This is a genomic window from Kitasatospora sp. NPDC004669, assembly GCF_040609455.1.
In the GTDB taxonomy this organism is placed as follows: Bacteria; Actinomycetota; Actinomycetes; order Streptomycetales; family Streptomycetaceae; genus Kitasatospora.
This window is the reverse complement of the sequence record NZ_JBEXKB010000001.1, coordinates 263,829-285,876: the sequence shown is the minus strand read 5'-3', so window position 1 is coordinate 285,876 and position 22,048 is coordinate 263,829. Positions and strand designations below refer to the sequence as shown.

17 protein-coding genes and 3 tRNA genes are annotated in these 22,048 nt (G+C 70.9%); 6 read left to right on the top strand and 14 right to left on the bottom strand.

The annotated features are described in order from the left end of the window. The first annotated feature begins 39 nt into the window (after positions 1 to 39). The 4 genes from ABZW30_RS01320 to pknB all read left to right on the top strand — a co-directional run bounded on the left by ABZW30_RS01320 (position 40) and on the right by pknB (position 7,095). A complete protein-coding gene (locus tag ABZW30_RS01320) occupies positions 40 to 1,734 on the top strand; it encodes a protein phosphatase 2C domain-containing protein (RefSeq protein ID WP_355668940.1) in 1,695 nt (564 codons plus the stop codon). A 121-nt stretch (positions 1,735 to 1,855) separates the two neighbouring features. After that, entirely contained in the window at positions 1,856 to 3,274 is a 1,419-nt protein-coding gene (locus ABZW30_RS01315; protein ID WP_355669039.1) for an FtsW/RodA/SpoVE family cell cycle protein, read from the top strand. Continuing rightward, positions 3,271 to 4,728, top strand: a complete 1,458-nt coding sequence (locus ABZW30_RS01310) for a penicillin-binding transpeptidase domain-containing protein (RefSeq protein WP_355668939.1) — start codon at positions 3,271 to 3,273, stop codon at positions 4,726 to 4,728. The genes ABZW30_RS01315 and ABZW30_RS01310 overlap by 4 nt, the downstream gene beginning before the upstream one ends. Positions 4,729 to 4,989: 261 nt before the next feature. Beyond that, the gene (gene pknB, locus ABZW30_RS01305) at positions 4,990 to 7,095 is read left to right on the top strand and encodes a Stk1 family PASTA domain-containing Ser/Thr kinase (protein ID WP_355668938.1); all 2,106 of its coding nucleotides are present in this window, start codon (positions 4,990 to 4,992) and stop codon (positions 7,093 to 7,095) included. Between the two features lie 136 nt (positions 7,096 to 7,231). On the opposite strand, the gene ABZW30_RS01300 is transcribed toward pknB, so the two are convergent. The 5 genes from ABZW30_RS01300 to ABZW30_RS01280 form a co-directional block, all read right to left on the bottom strand. Continuing rightward, a complete protein-coding gene (locus ABZW30_RS01300; protein ID WP_355668937.1) occupies positions 7,232 to 8,125 on the bottom strand; it encodes a class E sortase in 894 nt (297 codons plus the stop codon). Between the two features lie 36 nt (positions 8,126 to 8,161). Continuing rightward, positions 8,162 to 9,247: a class E sortase gene (locus tag ABZW30_RS01295; protein ID WP_355668936.1), complete on the bottom strand. Its 1,086-nt coding sequence runs from the start codon at positions 9,245 to 9,247 to the stop codon at positions 8,162 to 8,164. A 5-nt stretch (positions 9,248 to 9,252) separates the two neighbouring features. Further along, positions 9,253 to 9,915 (bottom strand): aminodeoxychorismate/anthranilate synthase component II, encoded by a 663-nt coding sequence (locus tag ABZW30_RS01290; protein ID WP_355668935.1) that lies wholly within the window; start codon positions 9,913 to 9,915, stop codon positions 9,253 to 9,255. A gap of 55 nt (positions 9,916 to 9,970) precedes the next feature. Next, positions 9,971 to 10,150 carry a hypothetical protein gene (locus ABZW30_RS01285; protein ID WP_355668934.1) on the bottom strand — a complete coding sequence of 60 codons (180 nt, stop codon included), beginning with the start codon at positions 10,148 to 10,150 and terminating at the stop codon, positions 9,971 to 9,973. A 73-nt stretch (positions 10,151 to 10,223) separates the two neighbouring features. Continuing rightward, on the bottom strand, positions 10,224 to 10,979 hold the full coding sequence (locus ABZW30_RS01280; protein ID WP_355668933.1) for a DUF881 domain-containing protein: 756 nt from the start codon (positions 10,977 to 10,979) through the stop codon (positions 10,224 to 10,226). A gap of 168 nt (positions 10,980 to 11,147) precedes the next feature. On the opposite strand from ABZW30_RS01280, the gene crgA reads away from it, so the two are divergent. Beyond that, entirely contained in the window at positions 11,148 to 11,396 is a 249-nt protein-coding gene (gene crgA, locus ABZW30_RS01275; RefSeq protein ID WP_270145659.1) for a cell division protein CrgA, read from the top strand. Between the two features lie 352 nt (positions 11,397 to 11,748). Here the strand turns inward: crgA and ABZW30_RS01270 are convergent, their stop codons facing one another. Beyond that, positions 11,749 to 12,642, bottom strand: coding sequence for a rhomboid family intramembrane serine protease (locus tag ABZW30_RS01270; RefSeq protein ID WP_355668932.1), 894 nt, complete (start codon positions 12,640 to 12,642; stop codon positions 11,749 to 11,751). A 205-nt stretch (positions 12,643 to 12,847) separates the two neighbouring features. Here ABZW30_RS01270 and ABZW30_RS01265 point away from each other — a divergent pair, with 205 nt between their 5' ends. After that, the gene (locus ABZW30_RS01265) at positions 12,848 to 13,567 is read left to right on the top strand and encodes a DUF5324 family protein (protein ID WP_355668931.1); all 720 of its coding nucleotides are present in this window, start codon (positions 12,848 to 12,850) and stop codon (positions 13,565 to 13,567) included. A gap of 66 nt (positions 13,568 to 13,633) precedes the next feature. On the opposite strand, the gene ABZW30_RS01260 is transcribed toward ABZW30_RS01265, so the two are convergent. The 8 genes from ABZW30_RS01260 to gyrB all read right to left on the bottom strand — a co-directional run bounded on the left by ABZW30_RS01260 (position 13,634) and on the right by gyrB (position 21,841). Beyond that, positions 13,634 to 13,706: transfer RNA gene (locus tag ABZW30_RS01260), tRNA-Ala, on the bottom strand. Between the two features lie 168 nt (positions 13,707 to 13,874). After that, positions 13,875 to 14,003 carry a DLW-39 family protein gene (locus ABZW30_RS01255; RefSeq protein WP_014137031.1) on the bottom strand — a complete coding sequence of 43 codons (129 nt, stop codon included), beginning with the start codon at positions 14,001 to 14,003 and terminating at the stop codon, positions 13,875 to 13,877. A 355-nt stretch (positions 14,004 to 14,358) separates the two neighbouring features. After that, positions 14,359 to 14,432 (bottom strand) — tRNA-Ile (locus ABZW30_RS01250). A 102-nt stretch (positions 14,433 to 14,534) separates the two neighbouring features. Then, positions 14,535 to 14,611, bottom strand: a tRNA-Ile gene (locus ABZW30_RS01245). Positions 14,612 to 14,627: 16 nt separating this feature from the next. After that, positions 14,628 to 16,001, bottom strand: a complete 1,374-nt coding sequence (locus tag ABZW30_RS01240; protein ID WP_355668930.1) for a cyclopropane-fatty-acyl-phospholipid synthase family protein — start codon at positions 15,999 to 16,001, stop codon at positions 14,628 to 14,630. Between the two features lie 259 nt (positions 16,002 to 16,260). Next, on the bottom strand, positions 16,261 to 16,929 hold the full coding sequence (locus ABZW30_RS01235; protein WP_355668929.1) for a DUF3566 domain-containing protein: 669 nt from the start codon (positions 16,927 to 16,929) through the stop codon (positions 16,261 to 16,263). A gap of 225 nt (positions 16,930 to 17,154) precedes the next feature. Next, a complete protein-coding gene (gyrA, locus tag ABZW30_RS01230) occupies positions 17,155 to 19,767 on the bottom strand; it encodes a DNA gyrase subunit A (RefSeq protein WP_355668928.1) in 2,613 nt (870 codons plus the stop codon). Between the two features lie 58 nt (positions 19,768 to 19,825). After that, positions 19,826 to 21,841 (bottom strand): DNA topoisomerase (ATP-hydrolyzing) subunit B, encoded by a 2,016-nt coding sequence (gyrB, locus tag ABZW30_RS01225; RefSeq protein WP_355668927.1) that lies wholly within the window; start codon positions 21,839 to 21,841, stop codon positions 19,826 to 19,828. Positions 21,842 to 22,048 lie beyond the last annotated feature (207 nt).

The window sequence follows — 22,048 nt, the reverse complement described above, 5'->3', positions numbered from 1 at the left end:
AAGCATCCCGTCCAAGACCCAGAGGGGGGCACAGGTCGCATGACCCTGGTGCTGCGCTTCGCCGCCGGCTCCCACAAGGGACTGATCCGGGAGGGGAACGAGGACTCCGGCTACGCCGGGCCGCGGCTGCTGGCCGTGGCCGACGGCATGGGCGGCGCCGCGGCCGGCGAGGTCGCGTCCTCCGAGGTGCTCGGCTCGATCGTCCGCCTGGACGAGGACGTGCCGGGCGCCGACCTGCTTACCCTGCTGGGCGACGCCGTCCAGGGCGCCAACGACCGGCTCCGGCAGATGGTCGAGGAGGACCCGCAGCTGGAGGGCATGGGCTGCACCCTGACCGCCATGCTCTGGACCGGCCAGCGGATGGGCCTGGTGCACGTCGGCGACTCCCGCGCCTACCTGCTGCGCGACGGCTCGCTCGTGCAGATCACCCAGGACCACACCTGGGTGCAGCGCCTGGTCGACGAGGGCCGGATCACGCCCGAGGAGGCCGAGACCCACCCCCAGCGCTCGCTGCTGATGCGGGCGCTGGACGGCCGCGGCCAGGTCGAGCCCGACCTGTCGATCCGCGAGGTCCGGGCCGGCGACCGCTACCTGCTCTGCTCCGACGGCCTCTCCGGCCCGGTCAGCCACCAGACCCTCCAGGACACCCTCGGCAGCTTCTACTCGCCCGAGCAGACCGTGCAGGAGCTGATCCAGCTCGCGCTGCGCGGCGGCGGTCCGGACAACATCACCTGCATCGTGGCGGACGTCATCGACGTCGGCGCCACGGACACCATGAGCGGCCAGTTCAACGACGTCCCGGTGGTGGTCGGCGCGGTCGCCGACACCCCGCCGTCCTCGGCCGCCGCCGACCGCTCGATCGCGGACACCCCGGCCGGCCGTGCCGCCGGCCTGGGCCGCAGCCCCCAGGGCGCCTTCGGCCCGGCCGAGGGCTACGAGGCCGGCTACGGCGCCGCGGGCGGCTACGGCGCCGCGGGCGGCTTCGGCCCCGCCGAGGGCTACGAGGGCGAGGCCGGCTACGGCTACCCCTCCGCCGAGCCCTCGGTGTACGGCACCGAGGACTTCGACGAGGAGCAGCCCCCCAAGCGCAAGCGCCGGGGCCTGACCGTCTCGCTGGCCGTCCTGGTCACGCTCGGCCTGCTCGGCGGCGCCGGGTACTTCGGCTACCAGTGGACCCAGGACCAGTACTACGTCGGCGAGGACGGCGACCACGTCGCGGTCTACCAGGGCATCAACCAGAACCTGGCCGGCCTGAGCCTGTCCTCGGTGGACACCTCGTACAGCGACATCCCGCTGAAGTGGCTGCCGCAGGACCAGCGCACCCACGTGAACAAGACCATCTCCGTCGGCAGCCGCAAGGAGGCCGAGACGACGGTGCAGGGCCTCAAGGACTGGGCCCAGCTGTGCCAGAAGGTCGCCGGTGCCTCCAGCGCCGCCCCCACCGGCGTCCCGGCCGGAGGGGCCCCGCAGAGCGCCCAGCCGACCCAGGCCAGCAAGGCCTCGTTCGTGGCCGCCACCCCGCCCACCCCGGGCGAGAAGGAGACCAAGCCCCGCAGCCCGGCCGCGGGCTCGCCGACGGCCACGCCGACCCCGACCGCCCCGAGCACCTCCGCCCCGACGCAGAACGCCACCCCGCCGACGGCCGGTGCCCCGAGCGAGCAGCCCCAGCAGCCCCAGCAGCCCCAGCTGAACGACGACGAGCGCAGCCGGGCCGAATCCTGCCCGAAGCCGTGACGTCCGTGATCCGACATGGGCCCGCCCGCAGCGGGCTTGCCGGCCGTCAGGGAGCGGTCACCACGTGAGCAGCTACAACCTGAGCGGTGACACCGGCCGCGCCGGTGGTCGGCGCCGGGCGGTGGCCGAGCGTGCCGTGCCCCGGCGCCGGGGCAACACCACCATCTCGTTCCAGGGCGCGCCGAACCGGCGGGGCACCGAGCTGGCGCTGCTGGTCTTCGCGGTCCTGCTGCCGATCGTGGCGTACGCCAACGTGGGGCTGGCGATGGACTCCGAGCTGCCGGCCGGCATGCTCGGCTACGGCCTCGGCATGGGCTCGCTGGCGCTGGTCGCGCATCTGCTGGTGCGCCGCTTCGCGCCGTACGCGGACCCGCTGATGCTGCCGATCGCCACCCTGCTGAACGGGCTGGGCGTGGTGATGATCTGGCGCCTGGACAAGGCGGGCAGGCTGCTCAGCGGCAACTTCCCGGCGGCGAGGAACCAGCTGATCTGGTCCGCCCTCGGGGTCGCGCTGTTCATCGGGGTGATGGTCCTGCTGAAGGACCACCGGGTGCTCCAGCGCTACACCTACATCTCGATGGTGGTGGCACTGGTCCTGCTCGCCGCGCCGGCCTTCTTCCCGGCCCGGGCGGAGGACTTCGGCGCCAAGATCTGGATCCGGATGGGTGGCTTCTCCATCCAGCCCGGCGAGTTCGCCAAGATCATCCTGACCGTGTTCTTCGCCGGCTACCTGATGGTCAAGCGGGACGCCCTGGCCCTGGCCAGCCGCCGCTTCATGGGCCTGTACCTGCCGCGCGGCCGCGACCTCGGCCCGATCGCCGTGATCTGGCTGCTCAGCCTGCTGATCCTGGTCTTCGAGAACGACCTCGGCACGTCCTTCCTGTTCTTCGGCCTGTTCGTGGTGATGCTCTACGTCGCCACCGAGCGGACCAGCTGGATCCTGTTCGGCCTGCTGATGTCGGTCGGCGGCGCGGTCGCGGTCGCCCTGACCACCAGCCACGTCAAGGTCCGCATCGACGCCTGGCTCGACCCGATGGCCGCCTTCTCGCCGAACCCGCCCAAGGGCTCGACCGAGCAGATCGGCCAGTCGCTGATGGCGCTCGGCTCCGGCGGGGTGACCGGCTCGGGCCTGGGCCAGGGCCGCTCCTGGCTGATCAACTTCGCCGCGAAGAGCGACTTCATCCTGGGCTCCTTCGGCGAGGAGCTCGGACTCACCGGCCTGATGGCGATCTTCCTGCTGTACGCCCTGTTGGTACAGCGCGGCCTGCGCACCGCCCTCGCCGCCCGCGACCCCTTCGGCAAGCTGTTCGCCGTCGGTCTCGCCTCGGCGATGGCGCTGCAGGTCTTCGTCGTCGCCGGCGGGGTCACCGGGCTGATCCCGCTCACCGGTATGACCATGCCGTTCCTCGCTCAGGGCGGTTCGTCCGTGGTCGCCAACTGGGCGCTGGTCGCGATCCTGCTGAAGATCAGCGACAGCGCCCGCCGACCCGGGGTCGAACCGGCCCCGGCCACCGAGGGCCAGGGAGGACCCGCCCGATGAACAAGCCGATCCGACGGGTCTCGATCTTCTGCCTCGTGCTGATCCTGGCCCTGATGGCGCGCACCAACTGGGTGCAGGGCGTCCAGGCCGACTCCCTGGCGTCCAACAAGAACAACAAGCGCCAGCTGTACGACCGCTACGCCCACCCGCGCGGCAACATCATCGTCAGCGGCCAGCCGGTGACGAAGTCCGACTTCGTGAACGGCCTGCGCTACAAGTACAAGCGCTCCTGGGTCGACGGCCCGATGTACGCGCCGGTGACCGGCTACTCCTCGCAGGCCTACGGCTCCACCCAGCTGGAGAACCTGGAGGACGGCATCCTCTCCGGCACCGACGACCGGCTGTTCTTCCGCAACACCCTGGACATGCTGACCGGCGAGCAGAAGCGCGGCGGCGACGTCGTCACGACCATCAACGCCAAGGTCCAGAAGGCCGCCTTCGACGGCCTCGGCGACAAGAAGGGCGCGGTGGTCGCGCTCGACCCGAAGACCGGTGCGATCCTGGCGCTGGTCTCCACGCCGTCCTACGACCCGAGCACCTTCGCCGGCGGTGACAGCGGCGACACCAAGGCCTGGCAGGACCTCCTCGCGGACCCGAACAAGCCGATGCTCAACCGGGCGCTGCGCGAGACCTACCCGCCCGGCTCGACCTTCAAGCTGGTCACCGCGACCGCCGCGTTCGAGAACGGCCTGTACCAGAACATCAACGACACGACGTCGACCCCGGACCCGTACACGCTGCCCGGCACCCAGACCGTGCTGAAGAACGAGAGCCCCAACGAGCGCTGCGAGAACGCCACGCTCAAGTCCGGGATGGACCAGTCCTGCAACACGGTCTACGCCAAGATGGGCGCGGACCTCGGCAAGGACAAGATGCGGGCGCAGGCCGAGAAGTTCGGCTTCAACAGCACGGTGGACACCCCGGCCCGCTCCGAGAAGAGCATCTTCCCGGACAGCCCCAGTCTGGACGGCACCGCCCAGGACTCGATAGGCCAGCACGACACCCGCGCCACCCCGCTGCAGATGGCCATGGTCTCCGCCGCGATCGCCAACAACGGCAGCCTGATGCAGCCCTACCTGGTCGATCAGGAGCGCTCGGCCTCGCTGACCACCATCTCCAAGCACACCGAGAAGCAGTTCTCCCAGGCGATGAGCCCGGCCACCGCGCAGAAGATGCAGGACCTGATGGTCTCGGTGGTCGAGAACGGCACCGGCACCAACGCCAAGATCCCCGGCGTGCAGGTCGGCGGCAAGACCGGCACCGCGCAGCACGGCGAGGACAACGCCGGCCTGCCGTTCGCCTGGTTCACCTGCTGGGCCAAGACCTCGGACGGCCAGTCGGTCGCGGTCGCGGTCGTGGTCGAGGACGGCTCCAACAACCGCGACGGCATCAGCGGCGGCCGCCTCGCGGCCCCGATCGGCAAGGCGGTGATGCAGGCCGCACTCGGCAAGTAGGGGAGCGCGGTCGAGGGTGAGGCGAATGTCACGATCGGCACCCCCTTCCGGATACCGGTCTGATATCGGCCGACGGCTGACTCCGGTCCGGTGGGGTGCGACCGGTAGCGTATCCGCCAGCAGCGGGTGTGCCCGTTGCCGCCCGCGAGGCGGCGCACGGCCCGGCCGGAGAACCGGTCGCGGCGCGCGCGGCGTCACCCAGAGCGTGCGGGGACACCTACGTCACAACCTCACCGGCGGGTGAGGGAGAGGGTCGGAACTATGGAAGAGCCTCGTCGCCTAGGCGGCAGGTACGAGCTCGGCGGCGTCCTCGGGCGCGGCGGCATGGCCGAGGTGTACCTCGGCCATGACACCCGGCTCGGCCGTTCCGTCGCCGTGAAGACACTCCGGGCCGACATGGCCCGGGACCCGTCGTTCCAGGCCCGGTTCCGCCGCGAGGCGCAGTCCGCGGCCTCCCTGAACCACCCCGCGATCGTCGCCGTGTACGACACCGGCGAGGACTACATCGACGGCATCTCCATCCCGTACATCGTGATGGAGTACGTCGAGGGGTCGACGCTGCGCGAGCTGCTGCACTCCGGCCGCCGGCTGCTGCCCGAGCGCGCGCTGGAGATGACCATCGGCATCCTCCAGGCCCTCGAGTACTCGCACCGGGCCGGCATCGTGCACCGCGACATCAAGCCGGCCAACGTGATGCTGACCCGGCAGGGCAACGTCAAGGTCATGGACTTCGGCATCGCCCGCGCGATGGGTGACACCGGCATGACCATGACCCAGACCTCGGCCGTCATCGGCACCGCCCAGTACCTCTCCCCCGAGCAGGCCAAGGGCGAGCAGGTCGACGCCCGCTCCGACCTCTACTCCACCGGCTGCCTGCTCTACGAGCTGCTGACCGTCCGCCCGCCGTTCGTCGGCGACTCGCCGGTCGCGGTGGCCTACCAGCACGTCCGGGAGGAGCCGCAGCCGCCGTCGGTCTTCGATCCCGAGGTACGCCCCGAGATCGACGCGATCGTGCTGAAGGCGCTCGCCAAGGACCGCGACTACCGCTACCAGAGCGCCGACGAGATGCGCGACGACATCGAGCGCTTCCTCGACGGCCTCCCGGTCGCCGCCGCCCAGCAGGCCGCCGCCTACGGCATGGGCGCCGCCGGGTACGGCTACGACCAGAACGGCTACCCGCAGCAGCACGACCCGTACGGCCAGACCAACGTGCTGCCCCAGCAGCCCGGCGGCGGCCCGACCACCCTCCTGCCGCAGGCCTCCGCGCAGGCCGGCTACGGCCAGGGCGGCTACCAGGACGACGGCTACGGCCAGACCTACGCCGGCGGGCAGGGCGGCGGAGACGACGGCTACGGCGAGGGCGGCCGCGGCCGGCGCGGCGAGGACCGGCCGAAGAAGGGCAACACCTCCTGGATCGTGCTGGCGGTGGCCGCCGTGCTGGTCCTGGTCGGCACCTTCTTCGTGGCCCAGGCGATGTTCAGCGACAAGGGCACCAAGGACGCCCCGAAGGTGGCCGTGCCGAACCTGGTCGGCAAGAGCCTGGCCGACGCCAAGACCACGGCCGGGACCAAGTTCCAGGTGACCGAGGGCGACAAGATCGCCTGCCCGGACACCAACGTGAAGAAGGACCAGGTCTGCACCCAGAACCCGGTGGCCGGCGGCCAGGTCGCCGAGAACACCGCCATCACGGTGCAGATCTCCTCCGGCCCGGCCAAGGCGCAGGTGCCGACCGTGGTCGGCAAGACCAAGGACCAGGCCACCAAGGCGCTCGCCGACGCCGGCTTCACCAACGTCTCCACCGAGTACAAGGACGACGACACCGCTCCGCAGGAGACGGTCACCGCCCAGGACCCGGCGGCGAACAACAACGCCGACCCGAGCGCCCCGATCAAGCTGACGGTCTCGCAGGGCAAGACCAAGGTGAACGTCCCGAACGTGGTCGGCGCGCAGAAGGACGACGCGCAGAACCAGCTGCAGAGCCAAGGCTTCCAGGTCGACGCCTCGAAGACCACGCCGACCAACGACCCGACCAAGGTCAACACGGTCGCCGCGCAGTCGGTCCCGCCGAACACCAAGGCCCCGGCCGGCACGAAGATCTCGCTGACCGTCTACAAGGCGCCGGACAAGGCCACCGTCCCGCCGCTGCAGAACCAGAAGCTGTCGGACGCCATCGCCGCCCTGCAGAAGAACGGCCTGGGCTACACCGTGGTCGGCCCGCAGGACCCGAATGCGATCGTCCAGATGAGCAACCCCGGCGCCGGCCAACAGCTGGACCCGAACACCCAGGTGCAGCTGTTCACCAAGCCGGCCGATCCGCCGAAAGGGGGCGACCCCTTCTCCACGCCCCCCGGCAAAGGCAACCCCTAAGCCCTGGTTCCCCTGGTTCTGAGGCTCGACCGTCCTGAACGGTAATGCCCGAGGGCCCGTCGCGGTGATCGCGACGGGCCCTCGGGCATTACCGGGAACGAAGCCTGAGGAGGCCTCAGGAGGCCCTGAAGGGCCCTCAGGAGCGCCGCAGCTCGGGCGGCGGGGTGCGCTTGGCGTCCATGTCGTCCACCCGCGCCAGACTCCCCCAGACGGCCATCCGGTACCGCGAGGTGTACACCGGCGTGCAGGTGGTCAGGGTGATGTAGCGGCCGGACGCGGTGTAGCCGGAGCCGACCGGGACGGGCGCGACGATGCCGGTGTCGTACTTGGAGGTCTCCGGCAGGGTGCCGTCGACCTTGTAGACGTACCACTTGTCCTTGGTCTCGACCACGATCGCGTCACCCGTGTGGACGGCGTCCAGGTCGTGGAACTTGGCGCCGTGGCCGTCCCGGTGGGCGGCCAGCGCGAAGTTGCCCGCCTGGTCCCAGGGCATCGCGGCCTTGTAGGGCTGCTCGTAGACGCCCGCCACGCCCTCGTCCAGGACCTCGGTGGAGGTGCCCATCCGGATCAGCACCTGGAAGTCCCGGCCCATCGCCGGGACGTGCAGGAAGCCGATGTCGTCCCCGATCGCGGGCGGCGCCGCGGGGGCCCCGCCGGGCGCGGGGGTGGCGCCGGGGGTGGCATCGGGAGTGGCACCGGGGGTGGCACCCGGGGTGGCACCGGGCGCGGCCGAGGGGCCTGCGGTCGGGCCGGCGGCCCAGGAGCTGCGCAACTTGTCGGAAGCGGCCGCCGCGGAGCGGTCCGCCTGCACGTTGGTCCACCACAGCGAGTAGGCCACGAACAGGCCGAGCACCAGGCCCAGGGTGATCAGCAGCTCACCGAAGACGCCGAGCGCGGCCAGCGCCCGGCTCCGCCCCCGCCGCGCCCGGCCCCCGGGTGAGGACCCGGCGCCCGGCGCGGCGCCCTCCCCGGGCGGGGGGAAGGCCTCCTGGGCCGGCTCTGCCGACTGCGCGGTCCCGTCGTCCTGCATCTGCGGTGATCCCCCTCCGAACGGGCCTCCGGGCGGCTATCCGCCCGTGATCGCGGCCGGCTTGCCTTGGCTGCGCGGCCGATCCTCGATCATCTTGCCAAAGAGGATGAGCCGGAACTTGGAAGTGAACTCCGGCGTACAGGTGGTCAGCGTGATGTAGCGGCCGGGACCGGTGTACCCGGAGCCGTTGGGCACCGGTTTGATCACGCTCACGTTGCTCGGGGAGGTCTGCGGGATGCCGCCGGTGATCTCGTACGTGTAGTACGCGGTGGCGGTCTCCACCACGATCTTGTCGCCCTTGCCCAGCTCGTTGATGTACCGGAACGGCTCGCCGTGGGTGTTTCGGTGCGCGGCCAGCGCGAAGTTGCTCGCCTTGTCGCCGGGCATCCCGGTGTTGGTGTAGTGGCCGACCAGGCCCTTGTCGAGCACCGCCGACTTGTCGGTGCCCTCGGCGATCGGGAACTTCAGGCCCAGCTTGGGCAGGTAGATGATGGCGAAGCCCTTGCCGGGCGCGAACGCCTCGGGCTTGTTCGGGTCCGGCGCCGGCTGGCCCGGCTGGGCGGGTGGCTGGGCGTCGAACTGCTGCTCCAGCTGGTCACGGGCGCTGCTGGCGGCCGCGTCGGCCTGCACGTTGGTCCACCAGAGCTGGTACGCCACGAACAGCAGCATCACCACACCGAGGGTGATGCACAGCTCGCCGACGAACCGGGCGCCCACCACGACCGCGGACTCCCTGGGGCGCGCCTGTCCGGCCGCCCGGCCCTTCGCCCGGCGCCGCCCGCTGCCCGAGCGGACCGAGGTCCGGCCCTGGGCGGCCCGACGGCGCTCGGCCCGGCCGCCGGTGGGCGGGGCGGGCTCGGCGGCCGGCTCGCCGGCGTCGGCGGGCAGCCGCAGCTGGAGGGTCTGGTCCGGCAGCCACGGGTACTCGGGCCCGCCCTCGGCGGGCTCCTCGGCCTGCTCGTACACGCCCCAGGCGTCCTCGGGCGCGCCCTGGGCCTGGTGCTGCTGCGGGTACGGCACGCCTGACCGGCCCACGTCGTAGGGCGCGCCGCCGTACTGCTGAGCGCCGCCGTAGGGGCCGGCCTCGGGCTGGTAACGCCCCTCCGGGCGCACCGCGGTCACGCCGCTCAGCCCCGGCCGATCACCGGGGCGAGCCCGGCCGACCGGTCCACGGCGTGCGGGTCACCGCACTCCGCCAGCCAGTTGGCGAGCATCCGGTGCCCGCCCTCGGTCAGCACCGACTCGGGGTGGAACTGCACGCCCTCGACCGGCAGTTCACGGTGCCGCAGGCCCATGATCACGCCGCTCTCGGTGCGCGCGGTGACCACCAGCTCGTCCGGCACGGTGGCCGGCTCGACGGCCAGCGAGTGGTAGCGGGTCGCGGTCAGCGGCGAGGGCAGGCCCTCGAACACGCCGCCGTCCTCGTGCTCGACCAGCGAGGTCTTGCCGTGCAGCAGTTCCGGCGCCCGGTCGACCACCGCGCCGTACGCGACCGCGATCGACTGCAGGCCCAGGCAGACGCCGAACACCGGCAGCCCGATCCCGGCGCAGTGGTGCACCATCTCGATGCAGACCCCGGCTTCCTCGGGCGCCCCCGGCCCGGGGGAGAGCAGGACCCCGTCGAAGCCCTCCTCCCCCGCCCGGCGGACGGCGTGCTCGACGGTCACCTCGTCGTTGCGCACCACCTCGCAGGTGGCGCCGAGCTGGTACAGGTACTGGACCAGGTTGAAGACGAAGCTGTCGTAGTTGTCCACGACCAGGATGCGGGGCGGGGTCGGCTGGGTGGTCATTCGCGCGTGCTCTCCGTGGGATGCGGTGCTTTGGGGAACTGCCGGGCCCGCTGGGTCAGCCGGCCGCGGCTCCGTCGCCGCCGTCCACTGTGACGTCACCGAAGGGGAGCAGCGGTTCCGCCCACGGGAAGACGTAGGTGAAGAGAAGGTAGACGATCCCCAGGATCAGGAGCAGCGAAATGACGGCCTTGACCAGGGTGTTCCCCGGGAGGTGACGCCAGATGAAGCCGTACATGGTGCTCCCTCGAGGTAGCAGACTGGGGTCAAGAGTAGACCCGGGATCCACAGCCGTGAGGCTGGTCCGCCACTCAGCCCGCCGACCGGAGTTCGGTGGTGCCGGAGTAGCCGGGCAGGGCCAGGTCGCCGCTCTCCTGGACCTTCCAGCCCAGGCCGTACGCCTGGACGTACTGCAGGTAGTTGCGGATCGTCGGGTCCGCCTCGACGGCCGCCCGCAGGGCGTCGGTCCTGCCCACCGCCTTGACGACGTACGGCGGGGAGTAGACCCGGCCCTGGAGCAGCAGGGTGTTGCCCACGCAGCGCACCGCGCTGGTGGAGATCAGCCGCTGGTCCATGACCTGCACGCCCTCGGCGCCGCCCCGCCACAGCGCGTTGACCACGGCCTGGATGTCCTGCTGATGGATGACCAGGTCGTTGACGCCGGGCTCGGGGACGCCGGGGATGCGCGCGGTGGCGTTCGACGGGGCGTCGTTGAGGGTGACGGTCAGGCCGCCGCCCTGCAGCGGCTCCAGGGCCGCACCGCGCCGCAGGCCGTCCAGCTGCGCCGCGTCGGCGGGGTCGTGGCCCTGCTGCTCGGTGAGCTGCTGCGCCCGGGCCTGGAGGTCGGCCAGCTGGGCCTGCGCCTGCTGGTTCTGCGAGCTGCGCTGGCGGATCACGTCGCCGAGGCTCAGCAGCGAGTTGTCGGTCCGCAGGTCGGTGCCGCGGGCGGTCTGCGCGCTGATGTAGAAGAGCAGACCGGCGAGCGCGAACACCGCGCAGGTCAGGGCACGGCCGACAATTCGGATGCCGGAGCGGCGGGTACCGGCCTTCCCGGGGGGAATCGACAAATTAGTCACCGTACCCTTATCTCCTTGAGACCCGCCGAGCCACTACGCTAACGGACGCCGGTGGCAGGTCGGGGAGCGGTCCCAGAGCGCTCTCCACAACCCGACGTCGGCGTCTCACCCGCTGCACCCCCTGCGCGGTCTCACAGCGCATCGACAGGAGAGCTCCTCGTGCCGAAGTCTCGACTCCGCAAGAAGTCCGACTACACCCCGCCCACCACGGCCGCGGTGAAGATCAGCTCGGGCCGCGGTTGGGTCGCGCCGCTGATGCTGGCACTGTTCCTGATCGGCCTGGTGTGGATCGTCACGTACTACGTGACCAGCGGCAGCTACCCGGTCGAGAGCTGGCGGAACTGGAACATCCTGGTCGGCTTCGGCTTCATCGCGGCCGGGTTCGGCGTCTCCACTCAGTGGAAGTGACGCTCCGCTCGTCCTGAGGCTCGGATTCGAGCCGTTTCCGCCGCTTCGGATCGCGGGTCCCGGGGCGGCGGTTCGGCGTGCCCGGGCGCGGGCTGGAACCCGGTCGGCCCGCCCCACCATCACACAGTCCCACGATCACACAGTCGTGCTTATCCACATGGTTATCCACACTGGGGAAAAGTCCCCACAGCCTGTGGATAACTTTTCCGGGCGCGACCGTCCACAGCTGTGCACAACTCCTGGGAAGCCGGGAAACCGCGCAGGAGGACGCGCGTAGAACAGCAGTCCACAGGCGGACCTGCGCACAGCCTGTGCACAACCCCGCACCCGCTGTGGACAAACGCCCCGGGCGTCACGCGCCGTAGAGGGCCATACCGATCCACAACATCGCCGCCTCCACGGCCACCGCCCCGGCCACCGCCAGCCCCTGGACCAGGGCGCGGCGCTCGCGCGGGGCGTACATCAGGCCGAAAGCCGTCAGTGCGCCCAAGGCCAGACCGCCGAGGTGCGCGCGCCAGTCGATGCCGGGACGGGAGAAGGTGACCACCAGGTTGAAGACCAGGAAGGCCATCGCCGGGGCGAGCGGACCCTTGTTCCGCAGCTGCATCACGACGGTGGCGCCGATCAGGCCGAAGACCGCCCCGGAGGCCCCCAGCGAGTTCATCCAGTCGCCGGCCACCACGAAGGCGAAGGTGCTGCCGCCCAGCCCGGCGAGCAGGTAGAGGACCAGGAAGCGCAGTCGCCCCAGCGCCTCCTCCAGCGGCGGGCCGAGCCAGAGCAGCACCAGCATGTTCATCCCGATGTGCCACCACTCCAGGTGCAGGAAGGTGGCGGTCAGCAGCCGGTACCACTGATCCGGGCCGTCGGCGATGCCGAACGGACCGCCGGGCTCGTCCCGCCCGGCGCTGGCCAGCGACCAGACCTCGCCCAGCCGCGGCCTGAGCACGTAGGCGGCCAGCAGCCAGACCACCAGGTTGATCCCGATCAGCACCCGGGTGACCAGCCCGCCGTCGACGGTCAGCGCCCCGCCGAACCGGGTGGTCGCCCGCCGTGCCCCGGCCTGCCCGTTGCCGACGCACTCCGGGCACTGGAAGCCCACCGAGGCGGCCACCATGCACTGCGGGCAGATCGGGCGCTCACAGCGGGTGCAGGAGATCCCGGTGGCCGTCTGCGGATGCCGGTAGCAGCCGGGCAGCCCCCCTTCCGGGGACGGCTCCGTCGACTGCCGCGGCTCGTCCGGGAGCATCAGCGCTCTCCCCTTCCCGTACCCGACCACCGGAACCGCCAGCCTACTGCGGCACCCCTCGCTCCCGGCGCCTTCCCACGCACGGCCCCGCCGCCGCCGAGGCCCTCGCCCGGCCCACCCCGAAGTGCCGGTGGACAGATCCGGATGCATGATCAGCATTCAGGTGGATATGCGCATAAAGGACGCCACCCAGGAGGAGAGACTCGTGAGCTTTTCGGACTCGGCCCATAAGACGGCCACCAGGACCCGGGACACCGCGGCGCAGTTCGCGGACGACGCCAAACAGCGCCTCGGGCCCGCCTTGGACGCCCTCGGGCCGAAGGCCGCCCAGGCCGCCCACAATCTCCGCGTCCAGTACGACAAGCATCTCGCCCCACAGTTGGGCCAGGCCTTCGCCAACCTGCCGCCCGAGGCCCAGGAGAACGCCCTGAGGGCCCTCCACCGGGCCCAGGAGGCCGCCCTGGCGGCCCGCCTCTCCGCCGCCCACGCCGCCGACCAGGCCCGCACCACGGTCGGTCCCAAGGTCGTCCAGGCCGTCGAGGACGCCCGCGCCGCGGTCTCCCCGGTCGCCAAGGAGGCCCAGACCCGCGGCGCCGCCGCGTTGACCGCCCTCCACGGCCACGTCAGCTCGGCGGAGATCAGCCGACTCGCCGCCCGGAACGCGAAGCGGGCCCGGTGCCGCAGCGGCCGGTCCGCCGGCCTCGCCGTGGCGGGCGTGCTGGCGATCGGCGGCGGCATCGTCGCCTGGCAGTGGTGGCGCCGGCACAGCAACCCGGAGTGGCTGGTCGAGCCCCCGGCCCCGGACGCCCCCCGGCCGACCGGCGTGCACGCCGCCTCCGCCCCGGTGAACGGCGCCGGCCCGGAGGACACGGGCGAGTCGGCGGAGCCCACCGACCCGACCGAGGACGACCGCCCGCAGCCGTAGCGAACGGCCCGGAAAAGCTGAACGGCGGCCGACCTGGAGAACAGGTCGGCCGCCGTTCAGGCGGTGTGGAGCATAGGAGACTCGAACTCCTGACATCTGCCTTGCAAAGGCAGCGCTCTACCAACTGAGCTAATGCCCCTCGACGGCACGGCGCGTGCCAACGGGCACTAGCGTACCGGGTTCCGACGCGATTCCGAGCGCCGTCCCCTTGAAGGAACCAACCGGTCCGGTCGTGCGACCGGGCCGGCCGGTTCGGGAGGCGCCGATCAGCGCCTCCGAAGATCGTCGATCGTCAGATCGTCCGGGTTCAGCGGCCGGCCGGGACCGGGTCGGTGGCCTCGGTCCACAGGTCCTGCTCGGCGCGGTCCGCCTGGACCTGACGGTAGACAAAGAAGCCGCCGAGGGCGACCAGGGCGACCAGGAGGAGCTTCTTCACCGCGGGACCTCGTCCTTCTTGCGTTGGTGGACTCAAGAGCCGGTGCTCCGACCGGGCTGGCCGGGCCGACGAGTCCAGATGTGTTTCGAGCGCGAACGGGCGGCCGGGTACCAGACTGCCCTTGCGGCCGATGATACACACCGGTGTCCCAATCGTGACCAGCCACCGGCGCTTCAACCCGGAGGCCCGCTTGGAGGATTGACGCCGAACCTCCTGTCGTGCGGTTCGTCCGCACCCGGCCGGTCCGGGAAGCCCTCGTCAGAACCGGTCCGGCCGGTGTCCCCGCCGCGGCCCCCGGATTCACGGGGAAAACGACGAGGGGCCCGGAGTGATCACTCCGGGCCCCTCGTGGCGGTGGGCCTAACAGGACTTGAACCTGTGGCCTCTTCCTTATCAGGGAAGCGCTCTAACCGTCTGAGCTATAGGCCCGCGCTGTTCAGAGAGCGTACCGGAAACCGTCCTGATCTGCGGTCCCGTCCGATCTCAAGAAGTGTCGAAGGGCCCGGAGTGATCACTCCGGGCCCTTCGCGGTGGTGGGCCTAACAGGACTTGAACCTGTGGCCTCTTCCTTATCAGGGAAGCGCTCTAACCGTCTGAGCTATAGGCCCTTGCCGCACTGAAAGATTAGCGGACCGACCGCCGATCTCCCAAATCCGTATCGGCCGGGGTCGCGGCAGGGACCTCGGCGGCCGGACGCACCAGCCACTCCTCACGGGTCGGCCGCAGGCCCGCCGCGCCCTCCTCGGTGCTGCGGACGGCGAGGATCTGGTTCACGCCGATCCGGTTCTGCTCGAAGGCGAGCGCGGAGGCGGCCATGTACAGCCGCCAGACCCGGGCGCGACCGCGACCGACCAGCCGGACCGCCTCCATCCAGTGCGCCTCCAGGTTGGCCACCCACTCGCGCAGGGTCAGCGCGTAGTGCTCGCGCAGCGCCTCGACGTCCCGGACCTCGAAACCGGCCTCCTCCAGCCGGGCCACGGTGGAACCGACCGGGGAGAGCTCGCCGTCCGGGAAGACGTAGCGGTCGATGAAGGGGCTGGTGCGGTGCGACTCACCGGGGCAGTCGGGGCGGCGGGCGATCTGGTGGTTGAGCAGCCGACCGCCGGGCGCCAGCAGCCGGTACAGGCCCTCGGCGTAGGCCCGGTACTGCTCCGAGCCGACGTGCTCGGCCATGCCGACGCTGGAGATCGCGTCGAACGGGCCGTCGGGGATCTCCCGGTAGTCCTGGAGCCGGACCTCGACCCGGTCCGCGAGACCGGCCCCCTCGACCCGGGCGCGGGCCAGCGCGACCTGCTCCTTGGAGATGGAGACGCCGACCGCGGTGACGCCGTAGTGCTTGGCCGCGTGCAGCAGCAGCGAGCCCCAACCACAGCCCACGTCCAGCAGCCGCATCCCGGGCCGCAGGCCGAGCTTGCGGCAGATCAGGTCGAGCTTGGCCTCCTGGGCGGCTTCCAGGCTCTTCGCCTCGGGCGTCCAGTAGGCGCAGGAGTACACCATGGAGGAGCCCAGCACGAGGCCGTAGAAGTCGTTCCCGACGTCGTAGTGGTGGCTGATGGCCTCACGGTCCCGGCTGCGGCTGTGCAGCCGCCCCGGGGCCCTGCGGACCTCCTCCGGGGGCGGGGTGGGCTCCGGGCCGATGGCCCCGGCCCGCAGCACGGCGGCGAGGACCTTGCGGCCCTTGGCCCCGAGCACCTCGCGGGGCCCGAGGTTCATGGTGCGGATCTCCGGCCGCTCGGCGAAACGGGCGACCGCGGAGAGCGACTCGTACAGGTCGGTGCCGGGGGCGAGCTCCAGGTCCCCCGAGACGTAGGCCCGGGCCAGGCCCAGCTCGTTCGGCTGCCAGACCAGCCGGCGCAGCGCCCGGCGGTTGCGGAGCACCACGGTGGGTGCTCCCGGCGGCCCGGCGACGCTGCCGTCCCAGGCCTGGACCCGCAGCGGTACCGGGATCCCCAACAGCCCGTCCAGGGCCTCCACGAGTTGACCTGCGAGCTTCGCCACCGCGCGCCTCCGTCCAGTCGTCCTGCGGAACCTCACCAGACCCGGTCGACCGACCGGGGCGGCCTGTGGCACTCCCAGGCGCGGGAACGGGCGGCGTCCAGCTAATCCCACCGCGGCCGACCCGTTTCCGGGCGGCACGCCGCGGGGGTCGGCTGTCACCCGAATGCCGACGGGCCCCGCAGGCTGGAACAGCCTGCGGGGCCCGTCGCATTCCGTCCGCGGACGGAGAACTGACCGACGGTCAGCATTCGGCCAGGGATCAGTCCTCTTCGGCCAGGGTCAGCTCGACGCCGCCGGTGAAGCCGGCCGCCGCGTTGTAGATGAAGGCCGAGAGCGTGGACAGCGCGGTCAGCAGCACGACGTCGACCACGGCGATCAGCGTGGTGAACATCATCACCTTGCCGAAGCCGATGTAGTCCATCAGGTTCAGCTGGCTGCTGGCGTTCTCGGCGCCGCCGCCGGTGACGTCCTTGAGCGTCTTGGTCAGCGAGTCGAAGACGCCGAGCGAGTCCAGCGTCATCCACAGCACCGCCGAGGCCACGATGATGATGATGCCGACGGCCAGCGAGAGCAGGAAGCTGACCTTCATCACCGACCACGGGTCGACCTTGGTCACCCGCAGCCGGGCCTTGCGGGTCCGGCCGAGGGTGCCGCCGCCGGCCGAGGGCGCACCCGCCGGGCGGCGCGCCGCCCCGGGGACGGGGGTGCCGCCGGCCGGGGTGTTGCCGCCGGTCCGGGTGCCCCGGGCCGGGGTCGGCTGGCCCTTGGCGTAGGTGGTCGGCTGCGAGAAGCCGCCCGAGCCGGGGGCCGGGCTGCCCGGCGCGGCCGGCGTCTGTCCCCCGTAGGTCGCACCGCTCTGGCCCGCCCCGCCGACCGGTGGCATCAGCGAGGTGGACGCGGCCGAGTGCTCGGTCGGCGGCTGCGGCACACCGTACGAACCCCCGCCCTGCGCGCCCGGACGGCCGCCGGAGGCTCCTCCCGCAGCACCCGTGGCTCCACCACTCACCTGGTCCTCCCGCACTTCCCACCAGGGCGGCGCCGCCCTGATCCGTCACTCGTCATCCAGCGCCCGGCGGGTTTGCCCGGTGCTGGTCGGCGTCCGGTGCCGCCCCGCCCACTCTGTGGACGCGGCGGCACCGGTCTGCGGTTCGGTTCAGGCCTCGGCGTCGCCGCCGACCGCCGTCCCCGCACCCTCGGCCGTCTCGGTGGACTCGGTGTCCGCGACCTCGTCCTCCGCCGTCTCGTCGTCCTCGGCCTCCGCGTTGCGGGCCATGCCCACGACCGCGTCGCGCTTACCGAGGTTGATCAGTTGGACGCCCATGGTGTCACGTCCGGTTTCACGAACTTCGGAAACCCTCGTTCGGATCACTCCACCCGACAGGGTGATCGCCATGATCTCGTCGGTGTCGTCGACCACCAGCGCGCCGACCAGCGAGCCCCGGCCCTCGACGATCTTCGCCGCCTTGGTGCCGTAGCCGCCGCGTCCCTGGACACGGTACTCGTCCACACCGGTGCGCTTGGCGTAGCCGCCGTCCGTGGCGGTGAAGACGTACGTGCCCGGACGGACGACGTTCATCGAGAGCAGTTCGTCGTCCTCGCGGAAGGCCATGCCCTTGACGCCGGAGGTGGCACGGCCGGTGGGCCGCAGCGCGTCGTCGGTCGCGGTGAAGCGGATCGACTGGGCCTTCTTGGAGACCAGCAGCAGGTCGTCCTCGGCGGAGACCAGCTCGGCGCCGATCAGCTCGTCGTCCCGGCCCTCCTCGTCCTGGCGCAGGTTGATCGCGATCAGGCCGCCGGAGCGCGGGGAGTCGTAGTCCTTGAGCGGGGACTTCTTCACCAGGCCGGCCCGGGTGGCGAGGACCAGGTACGGCTTGTCCTCGTAGGTGCGCACGGCCATCACCTGGGTGATGTGCTCCTCCGGCTGGAAGGCCAGCAGGTTGGCCACGTGCTGGCCGCGGGCGTCGCGCCCGGCGTCCGGCAGCTCGTAGCCCTTGGCGCGGTAGACCCGGCCCTTGTTGGTGAAGAACAGGATCCAGTTGTGGGTCGTCGTCACGAAGAAGTGGTCGACGATGTCGTCCTGCTTCAGCTGGGCACCACGCACGCCCTTGCCGCCGCGCTTCTGCGAGCGGTAGAGGTCGGAGCGGGTCCGCTTGACGTAGCCGCCACGGGTGATCGTGACGACGATGTCCTCCTCGGCGATGAGGTCCTCGATGGAGAGGTCGCCGTCGGACGGGATGAGGGTGGAGCGCCGGTCGTCGCCGTACTTCTCGACGATCGCGGCGAGTTCCTCGGAGATGATCTCCCGCTGGCGGATCGGCGAGGCCAGGATCGCGTTGTACTCGTCGATCTTGCGCTGCAGCTCGTCGTGCTCGTCGGTGATCCGCTGGCGCTCCAGGGCGGCCAGGCGGCGCAGCTGCATCTCGAGGATGGCGTTGGCCTGGAGCTCGTCGATGTCGAGCAGGCCCATCAGGCCGGTGCGGGCGGCGTCCGCGCTCGCCGAGGCCCGGATCAGCGCGATGACCTCGTCGATCACGTCCAGGGCCTTGAGCAGCGCGCGCAGGATGTGGGCGCGCTCCTCCGCCTTGCGCAGCCGGAAGGTGGTGCGCCGGACGATGACCTCGACCTGGTGGTTGACCCAGTGCCGGATGAAGGCGTCCAGCGACAGGGTGCGCGGCACGCCGTCGACCAGGGCCAGCATGTTGGCGCCGAAGTTGGTCTGCAGCTCGGTGTGCTTGTACAGGTTGTTCAGCACGACCTTGGCGACCGCGTCGCGCTTGAGCACGACCACCAGGCGGGTACCGGTGCGGGACGAGGACTCGTCGCGGACGTCGGCGATGCCGGCGATCTTGCCGTCCTTGACCAGGTCGGCGATCTTCAGCGCGAGGTTGTCCGGGTTGACCTGGTACGGCAGCTCGGTGATCACCAGGCACTGGCGGCCCTGGATCTCCTCGACCTCGACCACGGCGCGCATGGTGACCGAGCCGCGGCCGGTGCGGTAGTAGTCGTCGATGCCGCGGCGGCCGACGATCAGCGCGCCGGTGGGGAAGTCGGGGCCCTTGATCCGCTCGATCAGGGCCTCCAGCAGCTCCTCGTTGGAAGCGTCCGGGTGCTCCAGCGCCCAGAGCGCGCCGGAGGCGACCTCGCGGAGGTTGTGCGGCGGGATGTTGGTGGCCATGCCGACCGCGATGCCGGTGGCACCGTTGACCAGCAGGTTGGGGATGCGCGCGGGCAGAACGGTGGGCTCCTGCGAGCGGCCGTCGTAGTTGGGCGCGAAGTCGACGGTCTCCTCGTCGATGTCGCGCATCATCTCCATGGCCAGCGGCATCATCTTGCACTCGGTGTAGCGCATGGCCGCGGCCGGGTCGTTGCCCGGGGAGCCGAAGTTGCCGTTGCCGTCCACCAGCGGCATCCGCAGCGACCACGGCTGGGCCAGGCGGACCACGGTGTCGTAGATCGAGGTGTCGCCGTGCGGGTGGTAGTTGCCCATCACGTCGCCGACGACGCGGGCGCACTTGTAGTAGCCCTTCTCGGGACGGTACCCGCCGTCGTACATCGCGTAGAGCACGCGGCGGTGCACCGGCTTGAGGCCGTCGCGGACCTCGGGAAGCGCACGGCTGACGATCACGCTCATCGCGTAGTCGAGGTACGAGCGCTGCATCTCGGTCTCGAGCTCGACCGGCTCGATCCGCATGGTCGCCTGGGCGGTGGCCTCTGCGGCCTCGGGGGTCTCGGGCTGTTCGCCGTCGGGACGGTTGTCGTCGACCACTGGTGGTCAGTTTCCTTTCACGCGGACTGGTACGTGCGGGGCCTGGGGTGCAGGCGCGTCACACGTCCAGGAAGCGGACGTCCTTGGCGTTGCGCTGGATGAAGGAGCGGCGGGCCTCGACGTCCTCGCCCATCAGCACGGAGAACAGCTCGTCGGCGCGGGCGGCGTCCTCCAGGGTGACCTGGAGCAGCAGCCGGTGGGCCGCGTCCATCGTGGTGACCCGGAGCTCCTCGGCGTTCATCTCGCCGAGACCCTTGAAGCGCTGGATCGCGTCGTCCTTGGGCAGCCGGCGCCCGGCCGCCACCCCGGCGGCGATCAGCGCGTCACGCTCGCGGTCGGAGTAGGCGTACTCGAAGTCGTCCTTGCCCCACTTGATCTTGTACAGCGGGGGCATGGCGAGGTAGACGTACCCGGACTCGACCAGCGGCCGCATGAAGCGGAACAGCAGGGTCAGCAGCAGGGTGCGGATGTGCTGACCGTCGACGTCGGCGTCCGCCATCAGGACGATCTTGTGGTACCGCAGCTTGGACTCGTCGTAGTCCTCCTGGATGCCGCAGCCGAAGGCCGAGATCAGCGCCTGGACCTCGGTGTTCTGCAGCACCTTGTCGATCCGGGCCTTCTCGACGTTCAGGATCTTGCCGCGGATCGGCAGGATGGCCTGGGTGCGCGGGTCGCGGCCCTGCTTGGCCGAACCGCCGGCGGAGTCACCCTCGACGATGAAGATCTCGCACTCGGACGGGTCCTTGGACTGGCAGTCGGAGAGCTTGCCCGGCAGCGAGGCGGACTCCAGCAGGCCCTTGCGGCGGGTGAGGTCGCGGGCCTTGCGGGCGGCGACGCGCGCGGTGGCGGCCTGGATGGACTTGCGGATGATGTCCGAGGCCTCGTTGGGGTTGCGGTCCAGCCAGTCGTTCAGGTGCTCGTGGACGACCTTCTGGACGAAGGTCTTCGCCTCGGTGTTGCCGAGCTTGTCCTTGGTCTGGCCCTCGAACTGCGGCTCGCCGAGCTTGACCGAGATGATCGCGGTCAGACCCTCGCGGATGTCCTCGCCGGAGAGGTTGTCGTCCTTCTCCCGGAGCAGCTTCTTGTCCCGCGCGTAGCGGTTGACCAGGCCGGTCAGCGCGGCGCGGAAGCCCTCCTCGTGGGTACCGCCGCCGTGGGTGTGGATGGTGTTGGCGAAGCTGTAGACACCCTCGGTGTAGGAGGAGTTCCACTGCATCGCGATCTCCACCGAGATCGACTTGTCCTTGTCCTCGGCCTCGAAGTCGATCACCGAGGGGTGGACGGGCTCGCCCTTGCGGGAGTTGAGGTGGGCGACGAAGTCGGCGATGCCGCCGTCGTACTTGTACGTGACGGTGAGCGGCTTGCCCTCCTCGTCCACGTGCTCGGGGCGCTCGTCGGTCAGCGAGATCGACAGGCCCTTGTTGAGGAAGGCCATCTCCTGGAAGCGCCGGGAGAGCGTCTCGAAGGAGTAGACGGTGGTCTCGAAGATGTCGCCGTCGGCCCAGAAGGTCACCGTGGTGCCGGTGCGGCCGGTCTCCGCGCCCTTGACCAGGGCAGCGGTCGGCGCACCCATCTTGTAGTCCTGGGTCCAGATGTGGCCGTCCTTGTGGATCTCCACCGAGAGCCGGGTGGACAGCGCGTTCACCACGGAGACACCCACGCCGTGCAGACCGCCGGAGACGGCGTAGCCACCGCCGCCGAACTTGCCGCCCGCGTGCAGGACGGTGAGCACGACCTCGACGGCGGGCTTGTCCTGGCCGGGGACGATGTCCACCGGGATGCCGCGGCCGTTGTCGACGACGCGGATCGCGCCGTCGGCCATGATCGTGACGTCGATGGTGTCGGCGTACCCGGCCATCGCCTCGTCGACGGAGTTGTCCACGACCTCCTGCACCAGGTGGTGCAGGCCGCGCTCACCGGTGGAGCCGATGTACATGCCGGGGCGCTTGCGGACGGCGTCGAGGCCTTCCAGCACCTGGATGTTGCTACCGGTGTAGGAAGCCTGGTCGGTCTGGTCTGGGGTCTGGCTGGGGTTGCCGGAATCGGCCACGAAGCGCCCTCTCTGGCACAGCACGGGCCGCATGCGCTCCCCGAACGGGCAGGCGTGCGACCACAGCGTTTCGACTCGGTTGCCACTAGCAACAGTGTTTGGCTCTCAGTCTACCGGTACGACTGACAGAGATGGGCGTTTGGCAGCCCTTGAAGGCAGATATGCCGCCCTGAATCCCCTCCGCACGAGTCCCGATACTCGCCCGGGGGGCCTGAGGCGCCTGGAAGGGCC